The organism is Streptomyces sp. NPDC053426 (assembly GCF_055585405.1).
The window spans coordinates 49,361-66,937 of sequence record NZ_JBVJKE010000008.1; the positions used below are offsets into that span (position 1 = coordinate 49,361).

Below are 17,577 nucleotides of genomic sequence, written 5' to 3' on the forward strand. Positions count from 1 at the left end.
TCGCCGCATACGGTTACCCAACGACGTAAGGACCCAATGACCTCCTCTTCTTCCCCTTCCCAGGACACCAAGCGCTTCGCGCACACCTACCCCGAGGGTCTTCGGGCCGATGCCCTGATGGAAGAGGACGTCGCCTGGAGCCTCGATGTCGACGGAGAGCGGGACGGCGACCAGTTCGACCGCTCCGAGCGCGCGGCCCTGCGCCGTGTCGCGGGCCTCTCCACCGAGCTCGAGGACGTCACCGAGGTCGAGTACCGGCAGCTCCGCCTGGAGCGGGTCGTGCTCGTCGGTGTGTGGACCTCGGGAACCGTGCAGGACGCGGAGAACTCCCTGGCCGAGCTCGCCGCCCTCGCGGAGACGGCCGGCGCCCTCGTCCTCGACGGTGTGATCCAGCGCCGAGACAAGCCCGACGCCGCCACCTACATCGGTTCCGGCAAGGCGCAGGAGCTGCGCGACATCGTGCTCGACACGGGCGCGGACACCGTCATCTGCGACGGTGAGCTCAGCCCCGGCCAGCTGATCCACCTCGAGGACGTCGTCAAGGTCAAGGTCATCGACCGTACGGCCCTGATCCTCGACATCTTCGCCCAGCACGCCAAGTCCCGCGAGGGCAAGGCGCAGGTCGCGCTCGCGCAGATGCAGTACATGCTGCCGCGACTGCGCGGCTGGGGTCAGTCGCTGTCCCGGCAGATGGGCGGCGGCAAGGGCGGCGGCCTCGCCACCCGTGGCCCCGGTGAGACCAAGATCGAGACGGACCGGCGACGGATCCGCGAGAAGATGGCGAAGATGCGCCGGGAGATCGCGGAGATGAAGACCGGCCGCGAGATCAAGCGCCAGGAGCGCAGGCGCCACAAGGTGCCGTCCGTGGCCATCGCGGGCTACACCAACGCCGGCAAGTCCTCGCTGCTCAACCGCCTCACGGGCGCGGGCGTCCTGGTCGAGAACGCCCTGTTCGCGACCCTCGACCCGACCGTGCGCCGGGCCGAGACCCCCAGCGGGCGGCTGTACACGCTGGCCGACACCGTCGGGTTCGTCCGGCACCTGCCGCACCACCTGGTCGAGGCGTTCCGCTCCACGATGGAGGAGGTCGGCGACGCCGACCTGATCCTGCACGTGGTGGACGGTTCGCACCCGGTCCCGGAGGAGCAGCTGGCCGCCGTGCGCGAGGTGATCAGGGACGTCGGCGCCACCGACGTACCCGAGATCGTCGTGATCAACAAGGCCGACGCGGCCGACCCGCTGACCCTTCAGCGGCTGCTGCGGACGGAGAAGCGCTCCATCGCGGTCTCGGCCCGTACCGGCCGGGGCATCACGGAGCTGCTCGCGCTGATCGACAACGAGCTGCCCCGCCCGTCCGTGGAGATCGAGGCGCTCGTGCCGTACACCCGCGGCAAGCTGGTCGCCCGCGCCCATGACGAGGGCGAGGTGATCTCCGAGGAGCACACCCCGGAGGGCACCCTGCTCAAGGTCCGGGTGCACGAGGAGCTGGCGGCGGAACTCACGCCGTACGTTCCGACCCCGGCCGGCTGATCCCTCACGGCAGAGCGAAGGCCCGCCCCCTGCTCACGGCAGGGGACGGGCCTTCGTCATGTGCGGGACGTGCCGGTCACTGACCGCCGTAGGTCTTGCTCATGTTCTGGTACAGCGCCTCGGCGTCCTCACCGAGCTGCGGGCCCGCCAGCCAGGTGTTGTCCATCGGGCCGATCGAGGTGTTGGAGACCAGCACCGTCTTGCCGTTCAGCACCCGGAACCAGCCGCCGCCGGACGAGCCGCCGGTCATGGAGCAGCCGATGCGGTACATCGTCGGCAGGTCCGCGCTGAGCGAGAACCGGCCCGGAGCGTCGAGGCACTTGAACATCTGCAGGCCGTCGTAGGGCGGCGCGGCCGGGTAACCCCAGGCGCCCATCTCGCCGGCCTCCGCCGCGGACGGCGCGGAGAAGTCCACGTCCAGCGCGGCGCCGACCGTCTCCTCCAGGGACTTGGCGCCCTGCTCCGGCTTCACGTGCAGCACCGCGTAGTCGTACGCCGCCCCGTCGCCGCCGGACTGCGAACCGCCCTGGATCCAGCCGTTGGACGTCGAGGCCCAGTCCGCCCACCAGTTGCCGTAGGGGGCGATCTCGGTGGCGCTCGCACCGCCCAGGTCCGCCGCGGACTGGCCGAGGTCGTTGTAGGCCGGCACGAAGACGAGGTTGCGGTACCAGCCGCCGTCGCCACCGGCGTGGACGCAGTGTCCGGCCGTCCAGACGAGGTTGGACTTGCCCGGGTGGTTCACGTCCTTGATCACGGTGCCGGAGCAGACGGCGGGGCCCTCCGGGGAGTCGAAGAACACCTTGCCGACCGGGGCCGCGTTCTCGTGGTACGGCGTCTTCTCGGCCTCCGCCCGGACCTGGTCCGGCTCCGGGTCGCTGACGCCCTGGGCCGCCGTCGCGTCCTTGACCGAGACGGTCTTGTCGGCCTCCTTCGCGGACCGCATCCGGTCGGGCTTCCACAGGCCCTCGATCACCGGGTTGACGAAGTCCTCGGCCTCACTGAGCCACTTGTCCTTGTCCCAGTCCTTCCAGGCACCGTTCTTCCACTTGTCGACGTCGATCCCGTGCTCCTCGAGCCGGTCCGCGATGTCGGACGGGATCTTCACCTCGCCGCCGCTGTCGGCGGCCTGGGAGGTGGTGGCGTCGGGCTTGTCGTTCGCCTTGTCCTTCTCGGAACCGCCGCACGCGGTCGCGGTGAGCGCCAGGGCGGCGACCAGCCCGACGGCGGTGAGGACGGTGCGCCGGCCACGCCCGAGCGGCGCGGACGTACGTGTGGAACCCATGGTGCGATGACCCCCGTTGAAACGAATGAATGTCGTACCGCGTGTTGATCTCCCGCCCGGTCCCGCGCACGGTGGCACGCGGGACCGGGCACGCCGGTCACTGCCCGGCGAACTTCCCGCTGACCGCGTCGTACACGCCCTTGGCCTCGTCACCCAGTCGCGGACCGGCCAGCCAGCCCGACGTCACCGGGCCGATGGAGGTGTTGGACACCAGCGCCGGCTTCCCGTCCGAACCCGTCGCGACCCAGCCGCCACCGGACGAACCGGCGGTCATGCTGCACCCGATGCGGTACATCGTCGGGTCCGACGCGCTGAGCGACAGCCGGCCCGGCTCGTCCTGGCAGTCGTACAGCGTCTGGCCGTCGTACGGCGGGGCGGCCGGGTAACCGATCGCCGTGATCTCCTCCACCTCCGGCACCGCGGGAGCGTCGAAGTCCACCGGCAGCGCCGAACCGACCGTCTCCTCCAGCGACTTGCCGTCGCCGCCCTTCTCCGGCGTCACATGGATGACCGCGAAGTCGTACGAGGCGCCGTCACCGCCCGTGGAACCGCCCTGCTCGATCCACTGGTCCGAGGTCTGCGCCCAGTCGCCCCACCAGACGCCGTACGGAGCGATCTCCTCCTTCGTGGCGGTCTCCAGCTCCTTCGCCGACTTGCCCGCGTCGTTGTACGACGGCACGAAGGCGATGTTGCGGTACCAGCCGCCCTTCTTGCCCGCGTGCACACAGTGGCCCGCCGTCCACACCATGTTGGACTTGCCGGGGTTGGCCGGGTCCTGCACGACCGTGGCCGAGCAGACCATCGTGCCCTCGGGGGAGTCGAAGAACACCTTGCCCGCCGTGGGGGCGTTGGCGTGGTACGACGGGGCGATGGCCTCCGCCTGCACCGGTTCCGGGATCGGGTCCGTCACGCCCTGGTCACCGGAGATGTCGCTCTCGTCGACCCCCTGGTCCGGCTCCTCCGCGTCCCGCATGCGGTCCGGGTCCCACAGGCCCTCGATGATCGGGTTGACGTAGTCCTGCGCCTCGCGCAGCCAGTCGTCCTTGCTCCAGTCCTTCCAGGCGCCGTTCTTCCACTTGTCGAGGTCGATCCCGTGCTCCTTGAGCCGGTCCTTGATGTCGTCCGGGATCTTGAGCTTGCCGTCGTCGGCGGCGGTCGCGGAGGTCTCGGCGCTCGCGTCGGTGTCTCCCGACTCGCAGGCGGTGGCGGTGAGGGCGAGCGCCGAGGCGAGCGCGACAGCGGCCAGGACGGGGGAGGTCCGGCGCGCTCTCCCCCCTCGGCGAGCGGTGGACGACGGCCGTATGGATCGCATGATCTGACTCCCCCTGGAATGAACGGACTTGGTGCTTCGGCCGTGGTCCCGCCCCTGGTCCGCACGGAGTTCGGGGACGCTCCCACGGCCTTCGGGAACGGCACCACACACTATGCGCTCGCTGTGGGGGACGTCCGACGGAACGGCAACGGTTCGGCTACAAGCCACCTGACCTGGTCGATCGTCCGGAGATGCGCCGATTTGAGGCCGGCGGGCTCCGAGTCGCCGACCCAGGGGGCCGGTGATCCCGGAGCAACCCGTAACCCGGTGGGTGGTCCGCGGTTGGTAGCGGTGGGAGGTCCGCTGCCCGCACGCGGATGCCCCGTGCCGTGGTTCGGCGGGAGCACAGGGGAGGACGGAGGACGGTGGCGGAAACCGCGTACGAGGGGCGGGAGCCCGGCGCCCTGCCGGTCGTCCCGGTGCGGGCGCGCGGGATGACCGTCGAGGGCGCGGACGGCCGCCGCTATCCGGACTGCCTCTCCGGCGCGGGGGCCCTCGCGCTCGGGCACAACCACCCCGTCGTGCTGGAGGCGATCCGCGGCATCATCGACTCGGGCGTGCCGCTCGACGTCCCCGGCCTGGCGACCCCGGTGAAGGACGCCTTCGTCACCGAACTGTCGCGCACCCTGCCACCCGGTCTCGCCGAACGCGCCCGCGTGCGCTTCTGCGGGCCGGGCCGCGACGACGTGGTGGCGACCGCCCTCCGGCACGTACGGGCGGCGACCGGACGGGCCGCTGACGGGCGCGGAGCCGAACCCGCCGTCCGCCGGATGGAGTCCGCGCTCGACGACACCGCGCCGGATGCGCGCCGTCCTGCCGGGATGCTCGTGGAGCCGGCGCCGGACGCCCGGCCCGTCCCCCTGGTCGCCGACGAGACACTCACCGGCGTCGGACGGACCGGCACCTTCTGGGCGGTGGAGCGCGGCGGCACCGTCCCGGACACGATGGTGCTGTCCGGGGCCGTCGGGGGCGGTCTGCCCCTGGCCGTCGTGGTCCACCGTGACGACCTCCACCTGCCCGGCCTCCCCACCCACACCGGCAACCAACTCGGCATGGCCGCGGACACGGCGACCCTCGCCCACGTCCGCGAGAACGGCCTCGCCGGACACGCCGCCGCCCCGGGCGCCACCATGCTGGACCGGCTCCGAACGCTCGCCGGTGAACTCGCCTGTGTGCGGGACGTACGAGGTCGGGGGCCGCTGATCGGGATCGAGGTGGTGGCCCCGGAAACACCGCCCGACGCCCCACACCGGTACCGCCCCGCCGCACCCGGACTCGCTGCCGCCGTACGGAGGGAGTGCCTGCGGCGCGGTCTGATCGTCGACCTGGGCGGCCCCCGCGCGAGGGTCGTACGTCTGCTCCCGCCCCTGACGATCACGGAGGAACAGGCGGCCGCGGTCCTGGACCGGCTCGCCGACGCCCTGCACGCGGCGGCTCGCGACCACCCCGCCCGCCGCCACGACACGCACGAGGAGTCCGGCATCCCCGAAGGCCGTCCCGCCCGGACGGGCTGACCCCGCTACCGCACCACCCCCACGAGGATCCGCCTTGCACACGACCCCCGCACCCGCCGACCGCCCGAGCTCCCTGGTACCCCACCAGCACCGGAAACTGCCCGACACCGACTGGCTCAGAGGCACCGGCGCCTGCCCCTTGGACCATCCCGACCCGCGCAGGGCGGCCCACGCCGCGGCCACGGAGAACCTCCTGCGCTGCTGGGTGCGCGAAACCGGCGTCCGCGCTCCGGGCAGTGACATCCTGTGCCTCCCTCTGCCGGCCAGTGGCACGGCCCTCCTCGTCCCCGTCCTGTACTGGTCCCTCACGGGCTGGCACCGCTTCGGCCTGCCCTATCTGGCCGACGCCCCCGACCCCGCCCCGCCCGTCGACGCCGTCCTGCTCGCCGCCCTCCTCAGCAGGGAGAGCGCCGGCATTACGGCACCGGCACGGCCGCCGGCCGGTGACGGCACCGATCTGGTCGCGCGGGTCGCCGACTCCGTACGGCGTGCCGCCGCCTTCGTCGGCGAGCGACGGACGGACACGGCCGACGACCCCGACCTCTTCCTCGCCGCCGAACAGTCACTCGTCCTCGGCCATCCGCTGCACCCGGACCCGAAGAGCCGCGAGGGCCTCTCCGACGCCGAGGCACGGCGGTACTCGCCCGAGTCCCGCGGCTCCTTCCCGCTGCACTGGATCGCCGTCGCCCCGTCTCTGCTCGCCGCCGACTCCGCCTGGACCGAGCGCGGACGCCCCGTCACCGCGGCCCGCCTCACCGCACGTCTCGCCGGCCCCGGACTGCCACTGCCCGACGGCTACGCGGCTCTCCCCGCGCACCCCTGGCAACTGCGCCAGGTCCGCCACCGTCCCGAGACCGCCGCACTGCTGGACGCCGGACTGCTCCGAGACCTCGGCGGCCACGGCGACCCCTGGTACCCCACATCCTCCGTACGCACCGTCCACCGGACCGACGCCCCGGCCATGCTCAAGCTGTCGCTGGGCCTGCGCATCACCAACTCCCGCCGGGAGAACCTCCGTAAGGAACTCCACCGAGGGGTCGAGGTCCACCGGCTGCTGCGCACCGGACTGTCCCAGCGGTGGCGGGCCGCGCACCCCGACTTCGACATCGTCCGGGACCCGGCCTGGATCGCCGTGAACACACCGGCCGGTGACCCCGTGCCCGGCCTCGACGCGGTGATCCGGCACAACCCGTTCCGGCCGCACGACGACGTCGCCTGCGTCGCCGGACTGCTCTCGCCGCGGCCCCGCCCCGGTGGCCGTACGGGATCCCGGCTGGCCGAGATCGTCACCCGCCTCGCCGCTCGCACGGGGCGGCCGTCCGGAGCCGTCGCCGCCGAGTGGTTCCTGCGGTACCTGGAGCACGTGGTGCGGCCCGTGCTGTGGCTGGACGGAGAGGCCGGCATCGCCCTGGAGGCGCACCAGCAGAACACCCTGCTCCTGCTGGACGCCGACGGCTGGCCCGCGGGCGGACGTTACCGGGACAACCAGGGCTACTACTTCCGCGCGTCGCGACGCGCGGAACTCGACGCCCGGCTGCCCGGCATCGGCGAGCACAGCGACACCTTCGTCTCCGACGAGGTCACCGACGAACGCTTCGCCTACTACCTGGGCATCAACAACGTCCTCGGTCTCATCGGTGCCTTCGGCTCCCAGCGCCTGGCCGACGAACGGCTGCTGCTCGCCGCCCTCCGCCGGTTCCTCACCGGAGTCTCCACCGGACCGGCCCGGACGAGCAGCACGCTGCCCGCCCGTCTGCTGGACTCACCCGCCCTGCGCTGCAAGGCGAACCTGCTGACCCGGCTGCACGGCCTCGACGAACTCGTCGGCCCGGTCGACACCCAGTCCGTCTACGTCACCATCACCAACCCCCTGCACTCATGACGTCCGCCCCCATCGGTGACTGGGGTCCGGCCAGGACTCCCGCGGGCCTGTTCCGACTGGTCCCCGTCCGTGTCGAACGCGATCTGCTCCTTCTGTCACGGTGGATGAACGACCCCACCGTCGCCCTGTTCTGGGAACTCGCCGGACCGCCGGCCGTGACGGCCGACCATGTGCGGTCCCAGCTCACCGGTGACGGACACAGCGTTCCGTACCTCGGCGTTCTGGACGGAACACCGATGAGCTACTGGGAGATCTACCGCGCGGATCTCGACCCCCTGGCCCACCACTACCCGGCCCGACCGCACGACACCGGACTCCATGTCCTCATCGGTGCCGCCGGCGACCGGGGGCGGGGCCTCGGCAGCATCCTGCTCAGGACGGTCACCGACCTCGCCCTCGCCAGGAGGCCCGCCTCGCCACGTGTCGTCGCGGAGCCCGACCTTCGCAACATCCCCTCCGTCACCGCCTTCCTCAACGCCGGCTTCTACTTCTCGGCCGAGGTCGATCTGCCCACCAAGCGGGCCGCCCTCATGCTCCGGGACCGGTCCCTGTGTCATCTGATGTAGCGCTCCGTCACCGCGCTCTCGTATGTGGTACACCGCTCACGCCGCAGCGGTTCCCATGCGCGCCGCGGCGATGTCCTGGCCGCGGGCCCGGGCACGATCCGTCCGTCCCGTGCCCGGCACGATCCGTCCGTCCCGCACTCCGGCGACTTCGCCCCCTCACACCGTCCGACAGAGGAGCCCCGTCTTGACCGCGTCCCCAGCCCCCGCCGTGATCGCACGAATGTCAGTGCCGGGTCGTAGGGTGGTCGCGCTATGACGAAGCCCTCACTCCCCGAACTCCTGCACGCCGCCGTCACCGCCGTCGGCGGCACGGAGCGTCCCGGCCAGGTGACCATGGCCGAAGCCGTCGCCGAGGCGATCGACGACAACGCCCATCTGCTGGTCCAGGCCGGCACCGGCACCGGAAAGTCGCTGGGCTATCTGGTGCCCGCGCTCGCGCAGGGGGAGCGGGTGGTGGTGGCGACGGCCACCCTGGCCCTGCAGCGCCAGCTGGTGGAGCGGGACCTGCCGCGCACGGTGGAGTCGCTGCATCCGCTGCTGCGCCGCCGCCCGGAGTTCGCGATGCTCAAGGGCCGCTCCAACTACCTGTGCCTGCACCGGCTGCACGAGGGCGTGCCGCAGGACGAGGAGGAGGGCCTCTTCGACCAGTTCGAGGCGGCCGCGCCCACCAGCAAGCTGGGCCAGGACCTGCTGCGCCTGCGTGACTGGTCCGACGAGACGGAGACCGGCGACCGGGACGACCTCACGCCGGGCGTGTCCGACCGGGCCTGGTCCCAGGTGTCGGTGTCGTCGCGGGAGTGCCTGGGCGCCACGAAGTGCGCCTACGGCGCCGAGTGCTTCGCCGAGACGGCCCGCGAGCGCGCCAAGCTGGCCGAGGTCGTCGTCACCAACCACGCCCTGCTCGCGATCGACGCCATCGAGGGCGCGCCGGTGCTTCCGCCGCACGAGGTGCTGATCGTCGACGAGGCCCACGAGCTGGTCTCCCGGGTCACCGGAGTCGCCACGGGGGAGCTCACCCCAGGACAGGTCAACCGCGCGGTGCGGCGCGCCGCGAAGCTCGTCAACGAGAAGGCCGCCGACCAGCTCCAGACCGCCGCCGAAGGGTTCGAACGGCTGATGGAGCTGGCCCTTCCGGGCCGGCTGGAGGAGATCCCGGAGGACCTCGGCTACGCGCTCATGGCGCTGCGCGACGCCTGCCGCACCGTCATCTCCGCCATCGGCAGCACCCGCGACAAGTCCGTCCAGGACGAGGACGCGGTCCGCAAACAGGCGCTGGCCTCCGTGGAGAGCGTCCACGACGTGGCGGAGCGGATCACGAACGGCTCCGAGTGGGACGTCGTCTGGTACGAGCGGCACGACCGCTTCGGCGCGTCCCTGCGCGTCGCACCCATGTCCGTCTCGGGTCTGCTGCGGGAGAAGCTCTTCACCGACCGTTCCGTGATCCTGACGTCCGCGACGCTGAAGCTGGGCGGCGACTTCAACGGCGTGGGAGCGTCCCTGGGGCTCGGTCCCGAGGGCGCCGAAGGCGATGACCTCCCCCAGTGGAAGGGCGTCGACGTCGGTTCGCCGTTCGACTACCCCCGACAGGGCATCCTCTACGTCGCGAAGCATCTGGCGCGCCCGGCCCGTGACGGTGACCGCGGGGACATGCTGGACGAGCTCACCGAGCTGATCCAGGCGGCGGGAGGCCGCACCCTGGGGCTGTTCTCCTCGATGCGGGCGGCCCAGCTCGCCGCCGAGGAGCTGCGCTCCCGCATCCCGGAGTTCCCGATCCTCCTCCAGGGTGAGGAGACGCTCGGCGAACTGATCAAGAACTTCGCGGCCGACCCGAAGACCTGCCTCTTCGGCACGCTGTCGCTGTGGCAGGGGGTCGACGTACCGGGGCCGAGCTGTCAGCTCGTGGTCATGGACAAGATTCCCTTCCCGCGCCCGGACGACCCCTTGATGAGCGCCCGCCAGAAGGCCGTGGAGGAAGCCGGTGGCAACGGCTTCATGGCGGTCGCCGCCACCCACGCGGCGCTGCTGATGGCGCAGGGCGCCGGCCGTCTCGTACGCGCCTCGGGCGACCGGGGTGTGGTGGCCGTGCTGGACCAGCGGCTGGCCACTGCCCGGTACGGCAGCTATCTGAAGGCGTCGCTGCCCGACTTCTGGTACACCACGGACCGCAACCAGGTCAGGAAGTCGCTGGCCGCGATCGACGCGGCGGCGCAAGGGGCGGAGGCCGGGACGGCGGCGCAGTGAGGGAGGTGGCGTGCCGCGGCACGCCACCGGCCGGCGGCAGCAGCCGGGCCCGTCCGGACAGCACAGGACCCCGGAACCGGCGCAGGGGTCCCGGGGCCCGGTCAGGGGGCGGGGCGGCGCTCCGGGCCGGTCCCGCGCCGTGTTCAGACGCGCCGCAGAACGGCCACCACCTTGCCCAGAATGGTCGCGTCGTCACCCGGGATGGGCTCGTAGGCCGCGTTGTGCGGGAGCAGCCAGACATGGCCGTCCTCCCGCTTGAAGCGCTTGACGGTCGCCTCGCCGTCGAGCATGGCCGCGACGATGTCCCCGTTCTCGGCGACCGGCTGGCGGCGGACCGTCACCCAGTCGCCGTCACAGATCGCGGCCTCGATCATGGAGTCACCCACGACCTTCAGCACGAACAGCTCACCGTCACCGACGAGCTGCCGGGGCAGAGGGAAGACGTCCTCGACGGACTCCTCGGCGAGGATCGGGCCACCGGCGGCGATACGGCCGACCAGCGGTACGTAGGACGCGGCCGGCTTGCCGGCGGTGTCCGTGGGCTGCACGGAGGCGGCCTGGTCGGAGCCCCGCACCTCGTAGGCGCGCGGGCGGTGCGGGTCGCGGCGCAGGAAACCCTTGCGCTCCAGGGCCATCAGCTGGTGGGCCACGGAGGAGGTGCTGGAGAGACCGACCGCCTGGCCGATCTCGCGCATCGACGGCGGGTAGCCGCGACGCTGCACCGAGTCCCTGATGACCTCGATCACCCGGCGCTGGCGGTCGGTGAGTCCTGAGCTGTCCGCCCGGATGCCGGGAGGTCGGCCCGGCAGGGAGCGCTTGTGCCCCTCGGGATTCGTGGCTTCGTTCATCGCGTGCACCGGCTCGATCCGGCCCTGGGGGCGGTCCTGGGCAGTGATGGCGGCACTGTCTGCGGTGGTGGTCACGTCGGCCCCTCTCGATGGTCTCCCTGCAGCACAACGGTAGTTGCTTTCGAAAGGTTGCGCCAAACACACGTTCGAGTGAAAAATCGCGAATTGCTGTACATGATCTCTTGTCGAGGTGTATTGGTCGCCCCGCTTCCTGCCGGACAAACGGGCCAATCGTTGTACCCTTCACCGCCGGGGCGATGACCTCGCGGCGGTGGCCCTCAGTCTGCCATCGGGCGCCCCGTGGGGCGTGAAGCGGCCCCCGCTCTCTCCGGGAGTCGCACACCTCCTCCCCGCCTCCGGCGCGGCGGCCCCCTCGTCGCGCGGCGTCCGGCGTGTCCTGCCCGCCCCGACGTGCGCGACACGCGTGCATGGTGTGGATGTATGAGCCAATCCCCACATCTAGTGGTTGGATTGCAGCAGTAGCCCAGAAGTTGTGGTCCCCCGGGTCTTCGGGTCCTCCGCGATCGCCTATGCTGGTGCTGCTTCGTGAGGCCCGAGAGGCCTCGCGAGGCCATCGAGTCTGCTGTGAGGAGGGTTGGGAGTTCATGCACTGCCCCTTCTGCAGGCACCCCGACAGCCGTGTCGTCGACAGCCGTACGACCGACGACGGCACGTCGATCCGCAGGCGCCGCCAGTGTCCGGACTGCTCCCGTCGTTTCACGACCGTGGAGACGTGTTCGCTCATGGTGGTCAAGCGGTCCGGAGTCACCGAACCCTTCAGCCGCACCAAGGTCATCAACGGTGTGCGCAAGGCGTGCCAGGGGCGGCCCGTCACCGAGGACGCCCTCGCCCAGCTCGGGCAGCGTGTCGAGGAGGCGGTGCGGGCCACCGGAAGTGCCGAGCTGACCACCCACGACGTGGGACTGGCCATCCTCGGCCCGTTGCAGGAACTCGACCTCGTCGCCTACCTGCGGTTCGCGTCCGTCTACCGGGCGTTCGACTCGCTGGAGGACTTCGAGGCCGCGATCGCGGAACTCAGGCGGGCGGAGCGGCCCGCCGCGGGCGACGGGGACGGCGAGGGAGCCGCCCCGGGAGGCCGGGAAGACGACAGCGGGTCCGGCGGGACCGTCCAGGTCCCCGAACCCGCTCCCGCCGCCGACTGACCGGCGGGCCGGCTCCGCGCGGCAGACGCGGGGACCGGCCGGGCGGCGGCGATGAGAAGACCTGTTGCGGGCAGACGAGCATGCGCCCGCAGCACCAGACAGAACACCGTGCCACGGGAACAAACGGGGCACTTCAGGGCGTTTTTGCCCGTACAGGGAGGCGGCATGACAGAGACGGCGAGCGGTCCGGCACGGAGTTCCCGAGCCAAGAGCAACAAGGCCGGCAAGGGACTGCGTGTCGAGCGCATCCACACCACTCCCGGAGTCCACCCGTACGACGAGGTGGCCTGGGAGCGCCGTGACGTCGTCATGACCAACTGGCGCGACGGCTCGGTCAACTTCGAGCAGCGCGGCGTCGAGTTCCCCGACTTCTGGTCGGTGAACGCGGTCAACATCGTCACCAGCAAGTACTTCCGGGGCGCCGTGGGCACCCCGCAGCGCGAGACCGGCCTCAAGCAGCTGATCGACCGCATCGTGAAGACGTACCGGAAGGCCGGTGAGGACCACAAGTACTTCGCCTCGCCCGCCGACGCCGAGATCTTCGAGCACGAGCTGGCGTACGCCCTCCTGCACCAGATCTTCAGCTTCAACAGCCCCGTGTGGTTCAACGTGGGCACGCCCCAGCCGCAGCAGGTCTCCGCCTGCTTCATCCTGTCCGTCGACGACTCCATGGAGTCGATCCTCGACTGGTACAAGGAAGAGGGCATGATCTTCAAGGGCGGCTCCGGCGCCGGCCTGAACCTCTCCCGGATCCGCTCCTCCAAGGAGCTGCTGTCCTCCGGCGGCAACGCCTCCGGCCCGGTCTCCTTCATGCGCGGAGCCGACGCCTCCGCCGGAACGATCAAGTCCGGTGGCGCCACCCGCCGCGCGGCCAAGATGGTCGTCCTCGACGTGGACCACCCGGACATCGAGGACTTCATCGAGACCAAGGTCAAGGAAGAGGAGAAGATCCGCGTCCTGCGCGACGCGGGCTTCGACATGGACCTGGGCGGCGACGACATCGCCTCCGTCCAGTACCAGAACGCCAACAACTCGGTCCGCGTCAACGACGAGTTCATGCAGGCGGTCGAGCAGGGCGGCAAGTTCGGCCTGCGCGCCCGGATGACCGGCGAGGTCATCGAGGAGGTCGACGCCAAGGCGCTCTTCCGCAAGCTCGCCGAGGCCGCCTGGGCCTGCGCCGACCCGGGCATCCAGTACGACGGCGTCATCAACAACTGGCACACCTGCCCCGAGTCCGGCCGGATCACCGCGTCGAACCCGTGCAGCGAGTACATGCACCTGGACAACACGTCCTGCAACCTGGCCTCGCTGAACCTGATGAAGTTCCTCAAGGACGACGGCCAGGGCAACCAGTCGTTCGAGACCGAGCGCTTCCAGAAGGTCGTCGAGCTGGTCATCACCGCGATGGACATCTCGATCTGCTTCGCGGACTTCCCGACCCGGAAGATCGGCGAGAACACCCGCGCCTTCCGCCAGCTCGGCATCGGCTACGCCAACCTCGGCGCCCTGCTGATGGCGACCGGCCACGCCTACGACTCCGACGGCGGCCGCGCCCTCGCCGGCGCCATCACCTCCCTGATGACGGGCACGGCGTACCGCCGCTCCGCCGAACTCGCCGCGATCGTCGGCCCGTACGACGGCTACGCCCGCAACGCCGACGCCCACCAGCGCGTCATGAAGCAGCACGCCGACGCCAACGGCACGGCCGTGCGCATGGACGACCTGGACACCCCGGTGTGGGCCGCCGCCACCGAGGCCTGGCAGGACGTGGTCCGCGTCGGCGAGAAGAACGGCTTCCGCAACGCCCAGGCGTCCGTGCTCGCCCCGACCGGCACCATCGGTCTGGCGATGTCCTGCGACACCACCGGTGTCGAGCCCGACCTGGCGCTGGTGAAGTTCAAGAAGCTGGTCGGCGGCGGCTCGATGCAGATCGTCAACGGCACCGTCCCACAGGCCCTGCGCCGCCTGGGCTACCAGGAGGAGCAGATCGAGGCGATCGTCGCCCACATCGCCGAGAACGGCAATGTGATCGACGCCCCCGGTCTCAAGCAGGAGCACTACGAGGTGTTCGACTGCGCCATGGGCGAGCGCGCCATCTCCCCGATGGGCCACGTCCGCATGATGGCCGCGATCCAGCCCTGGATCTCCGGCGCCATCTCCAAGACGGTCAACATGCCGGAGACGGCGACCGTCGAGGAGGTCGAGGAGATCTACTTCGAGGCCTGGAAGCTCGGCGTCAAGGCGCTCGCCATCTACCGCGACAACTGCAAGGTCGGCCAGCCGCTCTCCGCGAAGACCAAGGAGAAGGAGAAGGCCGAGGTCACCGAGAAGGCCGAGGAGACGATCCGGGCCGCGGTCGAGAAGGTCGTCGAGTACCGTCCGGTCCGCAAGCGCCTCCCGAAGGGCCGCCCCGGCATCACCACCTCCTTCACGGTCGGCGGCGCCGAGGGCTACATGACCGCCAACTCCTACCCGGACGACGGTCTCGGCGAGGTCTTCCTGAAGATGTCGAAGCAGGGTTCCACGCTCGCGGGCATGATGGACGCCTTCTCCATCGCCGTCTCGGTGGGCCTCCAGTACGGCGTGCCGCTGGAGACGTACGTCTCGAAGTTCACCAACATGCGCTTCGAGCCGGCCGGCATGACGGACGACCCGGACGTGCGGATGGCGCAGTCGATCGTCGACTACATCTTCCGCCGTCTGGCGCTGGACTTCCTGCCCTTCGAGACGCGCTCCGCGCTCGGCATCCACTCCGCCGAGGAGCGTCAGCGTCACCTGGAGACCGGTTCGTACGAGCCGTCCGACGACGAGCTCGACGTCGAGGGCCTGGCCCAGTCGGCGCCGCGCGCCCAGGAGCTGAAGGCGGTGGCCACGCCGAAGGCCGAGGCCGAGGCGGCCAAGCCGGCCCCGAAGCAGGCCCACACCAGCGCCGAGCTGGTCGAGATGCAGCTGGGCATCCAGGCGGACGCCCCGCTGTGCTTCTCCTGCGGTACGAAGATGCAGCGCGCCGGTTCCTGCTACATCTGCGAGGGCTGCGGCTCGACCAGCGGTTGCAGCTGACGCGGCCGGCACACCCGGGCGCTGCCCGGGTGTGAGGAACGGCTGAGGGCGGTGGTGCCGGTGTTCCGGCGCCACCGCCCTCGGTGTTCTCGCGGGTCAGGCCCGGCGCGACGTCCCCATCGCACGGGTGAAGTCCGCCGGATCGCCCTCGAACCCCTGGACACCGGGGCGGAACTCCCAGGCTCCCGACCCGTCCCGGACGAACTCCGCGACCGTCGCCGCCGTGGCCCCGAGGACACCGCCGAAGTCGTCCTCGGCCAGCACGGTGTAGCCCTCGCGGACGCGCAGACCGGGGTTGCCCACCCCGGAGAACGTCCGCCGCCCCTGGTGCTGTTGTATGACGACGCCGACCACCACGCGCGCGTACCGCTGGTCGAGCCGGTCCAGCTCCAGCGTCATGACCTCGTCGTAGCCGAAGCCCTGGCCGTCCTTGCTGTCCCGGTTGAGCGTGATGGTGCCGTCGGGGGAACGACTGTCGAAGTGCACCACGTAGGCGGGGGCGTCGTGCGTCTCGCCCGCCGGGTAGGGCGCGGCGACGAGATCCAGGTCGGTGGAGGGCTGCCCCGACGGACTCGGGTCCCACCTCAGCGCGATCTCGACCTTGCGGATGCCCTTGTTGAGGCCGTTCACCAGTCTTCCCCTTCCCCGTGACCGTCCTGCCCGCTCACCCCGATTGCCGGGCGTTCCCGGCGGGTTGTCCATCCTGCCACGCGTGTGGCGGCGGACGGCGGTAAGCAGTCACTCCGAGGGTGACCGGCGCCACGCTCCCTGGCCTTACGATGGCGCGGTGCTGGTCAAGTGGATTCGCTGCACCGTGGTGGACCGCCGCGGGTTCGAGCGGGGGCAGCGGAAGTGGGCGGGGCTTCTGGGGGAGCCGGGGTTTCGCGGGCAGGGCGGAGGCTGGAGCCGGGGGCGGCCGGACGTGGCGCACATCTTCTCCTTCTGGGAGAGCCGTGCCTTCTACGACTCGTTCATGGCCCGTTCCCACGACCGGCTCGCCTCGGCCCAGTCGGGCACGTTCAAGGACGCCCAGGTCAGGCTCTTCGACCACCGCTTCGACGTGAAGACCGGCTTCGAACCGCGTTTCACGGACGCCGACCTGCTCAGGGTGGCGCTGTGCCGCGTGCACGAGGAGCGGTCGGAGCACTTCGTGCTGATGCAGGAGAAGGTCTGGAACCCGGCCATGGCCGGCTCGCCCGGCATGGTCCGGGGGTTGTTCGGAGAGGCGCCCGGGCACGAGTTCCTGGTGCTGTCGATGTGGCGGTCGGCCGCCGAGCACGGCAAGTACCGCACCGAGCGGGTGGAGCGCCTCGCCCTGCGGGCGCAGACGGAGGCCGACGTCGCGGCCCTCGCGGGGGACATCGTGGAGATGGAGTCGGCCTGGACGGTCTGATCTCCGGACGCGGAACGGTGCGTACCGGTGTGACGCGGGGTGTGGGACATGTGTGACCTACGCCGTATGGGGCCCGCACGGGTGCTCGTCCGGCCGTCACCCGATCTAGGGTTTTGGCATGGCACGACCACGGCGCATCGTCCTTGTCCGACACGGCGAATCAACGGGCAATGTTGATGACTCCGTCTATGAGCGCGAACCCGATCACGCCCTGGCCCTGACCGGACGGGGCAGGCTGCAGGCGGAGGAGACGGGTGAGCGGTTGCGGGAACTCTTCGGCCGTGAGCGCGTCAGCGTCTACGTCTCCCCCTACCGCCGCACGCACCAGACGCTGAGCGCCTTCCGGCTCGACCCGGGTCGGATACGCGTGCGGGAGGAGCCGAGGCTGCGCGAGCAGGACTGGGGCAACTGGCAGGACCGTGAGGACGTGCGTCTGCAGAAGGCCTACCGGGACGCCTACGGGCACTTCTTCTACCGGTTCGCCCAGGGGGAGTCCGGAGCCGACGTCTACGACCGGGTCGGCGGCTTCCTGGAGAGCCTGTTCCGCAGCTTCGAGGCCCCCGACCACCCCCCGAACGTCCTGATCGTCACCCACGGTCTGGCCATGCGGCTGTTCTGCATGCGGTGGTTCCACTGGACCGTGGCGGAGTTCGAGTCGCTGTCGAACCCGGGGAACGCCGAGATGCGCGTGCTCGTTCTGGGGGAGAACGGCAAGTACACCCTCGACCGGCCCTTCGGGCGCTGGCGGGATCCGGAACCCTACGGGATCACCGGATAGACAGAGGG

At 70.9% G+C, this 17,577-nt stretch carries 13 protein-coding genes; 9 read left to right on the forward strand and 4 right to left on the reverse strand.

The genetic code is table 11. The features are described 5' to 3' along the window. The first annotated feature begins 36 nt into the window (after positions 1–36). Entirely contained in the window at positions 37–1,530 is a 1,494-nt protein-coding gene (gene hflX / locus ACZ62B_RS17895; RefSeq protein WP_344567071.1) for a GTPase HflX, read from the forward strand. A 76-nt stretch (positions 1,531–1,606) separates the two neighbouring features. On the opposite strand, the gene ACZ62B_RS17900 is transcribed toward hflX, so the two are convergent. Both ACZ62B_RS17900 and ACZ62B_RS17905 read right to left on the reverse strand, forming a co-directional pair. Next, positions 1,607–2,812 (reverse strand): trypsin-like serine peptidase, encoded by a 1,206-nt coding sequence (locus ACZ62B_RS17900; protein ID WP_468723079.1) that lies wholly within the window; start codon positions 2,810–2,812, stop codon positions 1,607–1,609. Positions 2,813–2,909: 97 nt separating this feature from the next. Next, on the reverse strand, positions 2,910–4,124 hold the full coding sequence (locus ACZ62B_RS17905) for a trypsin-like serine peptidase (protein WP_344567067.1): 1,215 nt from the start codon (positions 4,122–4,124) through the stop codon (positions 2,910–2,912). Between the two features lie 317 nt (positions 4,125–4,441). Here ACZ62B_RS17905 and ACZ62B_RS17910 point away from each other — a divergent pair, with 317 nt between their 5' ends. From ACZ62B_RS17910 to ACZ62B_RS17925, 4 genes are all read left to right on the forward strand, one after another. Then, positions 4,442–5,638, forward strand: a complete 1,197-nt coding sequence (locus ACZ62B_RS17910) for an aminotransferase class III-fold pyridoxal phosphate-dependent enzyme (protein ID WP_469691041.1) — start codon at positions 4,442–4,444, stop codon at positions 5,636–5,638. A gap of 34 nt (positions 5,639–5,672) precedes the next feature. Further along, on the forward strand, positions 5,673–7,520 hold the full coding sequence (locus ACZ62B_RS17915) for an IucA/IucC family protein (RefSeq protein WP_469691043.1): 1,848 nt from the start codon (positions 5,673–5,675) through the stop codon (positions 7,518–7,520). Further along, positions 7,415–8,086 (forward strand): GNAT family N-acetyltransferase, encoded by a 672-nt coding sequence (locus ACZ62B_RS17920; protein WP_469691262.1) that lies wholly within the window; start codon positions 7,415–7,417, stop codon positions 8,084–8,086. The genes ACZ62B_RS17915 and ACZ62B_RS17920 overlap by 106 nt, the downstream gene beginning before the upstream one ends. A gap of 252 nt (positions 8,087–8,338) precedes the next feature. Then, complete coding sequence (locus tag ACZ62B_RS17925; protein WP_344567063.1) at positions 8,339–10,327, forward strand: ATP-dependent DNA helicase; 1,989 nt, start codon at positions 8,339–8,341, stop codon at positions 10,325–10,327. Between the two features lie 143 nt (positions 10,328–10,470). Here ACZ62B_RS17925 and lexA read toward each other — a convergent pair whose 3' ends face one another. Next, the gene (gene lexA, locus ACZ62B_RS17930) at positions 10,471–11,250 is read right to left on the reverse strand and encodes a transcriptional repressor LexA (protein WP_030227721.1); all 780 of its coding nucleotides are present in this window, start codon (positions 11,248–11,250) and stop codon (positions 10,471–10,473) included. Positions 11,251–11,780: 530 nt separating this feature from the next. On the opposite strand from lexA, the gene nrdR reads away from it, so the two are divergent. Further along, positions 11,781–12,338: a transcriptional regulator NrdR gene (gene nrdR / locus ACZ62B_RS17935; RefSeq protein WP_073930644.1), complete on the forward strand. Its 558-nt coding sequence runs from the start codon at positions 11,781–11,783 to the stop codon at positions 12,336–12,338. Positions 12,339–12,503: 165 nt separating this feature from the next. Beyond that, complete coding sequence (locus ACZ62B_RS17940) at positions 12,504–15,398, forward strand: vitamin B12-dependent ribonucleotide reductase (protein WP_344567060.1); 2,895 nt, start codon at positions 12,504–12,506, stop codon at positions 15,396–15,398. Between the two features lie 96 nt (positions 15,399–15,494). Here ACZ62B_RS17940 and ACZ62B_RS17945 read toward each other — a convergent pair whose 3' ends face one another. Continuing rightward, entirely contained in the window at positions 15,495–16,028 is a 534-nt protein-coding gene (locus ACZ62B_RS17945) for a TerD family protein (RefSeq protein ID WP_469691047.1), read from the reverse strand. A gap of 157 nt (positions 16,029–16,185) precedes the next feature. Between ACZ62B_RS17945 and ACZ62B_RS17950 the strand changes: the two genes are divergently transcribed. Beyond that, positions 16,186–16,791, forward strand: a complete 606-nt coding sequence (locus tag ACZ62B_RS17950) for a YdbC family protein (RefSeq protein ID WP_073930647.1) — start codon at positions 16,186–16,188, stop codon at positions 16,789–16,791. Between the two features lie 118 nt (positions 16,792–16,909). After that, positions 16,910–17,569, forward strand: a complete 660-nt coding sequence (locus ACZ62B_RS17955) for a histidine phosphatase family protein (RefSeq protein ID WP_073930648.1) — start codon at positions 16,910–16,912, stop codon at positions 17,567–17,569. The last annotated feature ends 8 nt before the right edge of the window (positions 17,570–17,577 follow it).

Coding starts and splice junctions, on each gene's coding strand:
- ACZ62B_RS17905 (WP_344567067.1), bottom strand. CDS start 4,124: ATGCGATCCATACGGCCGTCGTCCACCGCTCGCCGAGGGGGGAGAGCG.
- hflX (WP_344567071.1), top strand. CDS start 37: ATGACCTCCTCTTCTTCCCCTTCCCAGGACACCAAGCGCTTCGCGCAC.
- ACZ62B_RS17910 (WP_469691041.1), top strand. CDS start 4,442: ATGCCCCGTGCCGTGGTTCGGCGGGAGCACAGGGGAGGACGGAGGACG.
- ACZ62B_RS17925 (WP_344567063.1), top strand. CDS start 8,339: ATGACGAAGCCCTCACTCCCCGAACTCCTGCACGCCGCCGTCACCGCC.
- nrdR (WP_073930644.1), top strand. CDS start 11,781: ATGCACTGCCCCTTCTGCAGGCACCCCGACAGCCGTGTCGTCGACAGC.
- ACZ62B_RS17940 (WP_344567060.1), top strand. CDS start 12,504: ATGACAGAGACGGCGAGCGGTCCGGCACGGAGTTCCCGAGCCAAGAGC.
- ACZ62B_RS17900 (WP_468723079.1), bottom strand. CDS start 2,812: ATGGGTTCCACACGTACGTCCGCGCCGCTCGGGCGTGGCCGGCGCACC.
- ACZ62B_RS17955 (WP_073930648.1), top strand. CDS start 16,910: ATGGCACGACCACGGCGCATCGTCCTTGTCCGACACGGCGAATCAACG.